The 2,508-nt window shown below is 34.5% G+C and carries 4 protein-coding genes; all 4 read left to right on the top strand.

Annotated features, from left to right (window positions below):
* Positions 1–177 (top strand): PDDEXK family nuclease (locus G468_RS24965; RefSeq protein WP_026824037.1); only part of this gene is annotated, 177 nt, incomplete at its 5' end.
* 88 nt (positions 178–265) lie between these two features.
* Positions 266–1,150, top strand: a complete 885-nt coding sequence (locus G468_RS0117000; protein WP_026824038.1) for a DNA-processing protein DprA — start codon at positions 266–268, stop codon at positions 1,148–1,150.
* Entirely contained in the window at positions 1,147–1,791 is a 645-nt protein-coding gene (locus G468_RS23240) for a hypothetical protein (RefSeq protein ID WP_034250355.1), read from the top strand. The genes G468_RS0117000 and G468_RS23240 overlap by 4 nt, the downstream gene beginning before the upstream one ends.
* A gap of 240 nt (positions 1,792–2,031) precedes the next feature.
* Positions 2,032–2,508, top strand: a 477-nt coding sequence (locus tag G468_RS0117010; RefSeq protein WP_026824039.1) for a hypothetical protein, incomplete at its 3' end; no start/stop codon positions are given.

Consider the following 2,508-nt stretch of genomic DNA (forward strand, 5'->3'; position numbering starts at 1 on the left):
CCTGACCGATTAGTCGCCCTGCCCAATGGCAACATTATTTTTGTGGAATGTAAAGCCCCAGGCGAAAAACCTACCCCCTACCAATTACGCGAACACGCACGGCTTTTTGCCCTAGGCCATCAGGTCATCGTACTGGACAGTCAGGATTTAAGCAGCATCTTACCTGTTGTGGATTGATACCTTAAAAACAATTTATTTCTTGTAGAATCCACATATTTTTATTATTTTTTAGTTAATTATTTTTGCATAAGGAGAGCAGTTACACATGCAGCTTAATTTCAGTTCGTTAGATTCTTTTGATCATGTCATATCTCCTTTTGAAGAAATGGCAGCTTATGAAGCTTTGTGGTCTGAAAATGGAGCTACATTCAGGTCTATTGCAGACAGATTTAGAAAATATCCTGATACCATTCCATCAAGAATGGTTACTGAGAATGTAAGAAAAGAATTTAAGGAGATCTTAAAAGATATTTTTGACCGATTTCAGGTTAAGCATTTTGGAATTAGAATACATGGAGCTAATGAATATCCCGAGAAATTAAGGGATGCTAAACATCCGATAGAAGTTTTTTATTATCAGGGATGGTGGGATCTAATAAATACTCGCAGCGTTGCAGTTGTTGGCTCTCGTAGGGTATCTGAAGAAGGTAAGAAAAGAACAAGAAAGCTTGTTAAATGCCTTATAGAAGATAATTTTACCATAGTTTCCGGTCTTGCTGAAGGTGTTGATACTGAGGCTCATAGAACAGCATTGGATGCTGGAGGGAATACTATAGCAGTTATTGGCACGCCGTTATCACATTTTTATCCAAAACAGAATATTGAGTTACAACAACGGATTAGAGAAAATTATTTATTGATCAGTCAGGTACCGTTCAAACGTTATCTAGATCAAGATTATCGTACTAATAGATTATTTTTTCCTGAGCGCAATGCTACTATGTCTGCTTTATCGGAAGCGACAATTATTGTAGAAGCATCCGATACGTCAGGAACTTTGACTCAAGCCAGAGCAGCTTTGGATCAGGGTAGAAAATTATTTATACTGGATAGCTGTTTCAAAAATAGTACAATATCTTGGCCTGAAAAATATGAAGCTCGTGGTGCAATTAGAGTTAAGAACTACCAAGATATTAAGGATAATCTGTGACATTTCTATTACAAAAGATAGATGAGCTTACTCTTGGTCATCATTTTCATTTAACTGAAGATGATATCTGTCTTTATTTTGGAGAGTATACAGCGGAAAAAGGATTTGCTTTCAGTAATACTAACAATTTGATTCTTAATTTAAAAAAGGATGTTTTAAAAAAAGATAAACCTGAATATAAATACAAGAAAAGAGCGATTAAACAAATAGCTTCTTTTTTATCTGAATATCGTGATTATTTGCTTAAATGTACAGTTGTACCTGTCCCACCATCTAGATGTAAATTAGATCCCAAATATGATGATAGATTAATTAACATCCTTGATGAATGTAAAAAAATAAATTCCACTGTTGACTTTAGAGAGCTAATAACACAAAGAGAAACCTTAACAGCATCACATAATTCTTCAAATAGACCATCTTGTGAAGAATTAGCAAATAATTATGAATTCCATGGCTCTTTAGCCAATGATATTAGATCTACTATAATTATTTTTGATGATATTTTAACCGCTGGTAGTCACTATAAGGCGATGAAAACCGTTATTAAGCAACATATTCCAGATGTTCAAATAATAGGGCTTTTTATCGCAAGAACGGTTAGAAATATTATTGATGATTTTGATGTTATAGATTTTTAATCAAATTTTATATTCAACGCCGATTTTCCCCTGAAGTTTTTTTTGTATCGATACCATGTTAGCGGAGATCAAACAGCTTTTTGAACATTTCCACCATCAACAAATCGGAATAATCACCGCACGCACCGATCACTGGTACGAAGGTGAATTGACCCATTTCTTAGAACGCCACTAATTAATCTTAACGCCCCTTTTTATAGGGGCAATTTTTCATCAATTTAACTATTGAGGAATTTTTATATGCAAGATTTAACCGATGAGCAAATTATTGAGAAATTGAAAAATATCGCCCCTGATTGCCCTAAATGGTTACTCGAGACTGAGCGCTTTAATAAAAATAAAAAACTCACAAAAACAGAACAAATGGAATTTGCAGAATATATGGTGAAAACAAAGCGAAGTATCTTTGCTTCCCGTTACCTTCTTTCTTGTTATGAACGCTTTGGTTTTAGTTCAAATGGTAACTACTTGTTCACATATCACAATGTTTCGATCGAATTAGACAGAGAGGTTATTGAAAACCTACTTGCCCATCAAATTGAAAATCCAATCATGCAAGAAAAGCCAGGTGAAGGATTTTTACCCGTCTGGTTTTTTTACAATGCTAACGATGCAAAAGAACAACAACAAGCAGATGAAAAATGGATACAAAACTTTATCGATGAAGTGATTATCGACGGTCTTAAGCTCTTTGTAACTCAACCTACATCATACACA

This window comes from Arsenophonus nasoniae DSM 15247, from assembly GCF_000429565.1.
Taxonomy (GTDB): Bacteria; Pseudomonadota; Gammaproteobacteria; order Enterobacterales; family Enterobacteriaceae; genus Arsenophonus; species Arsenophonus nasoniae.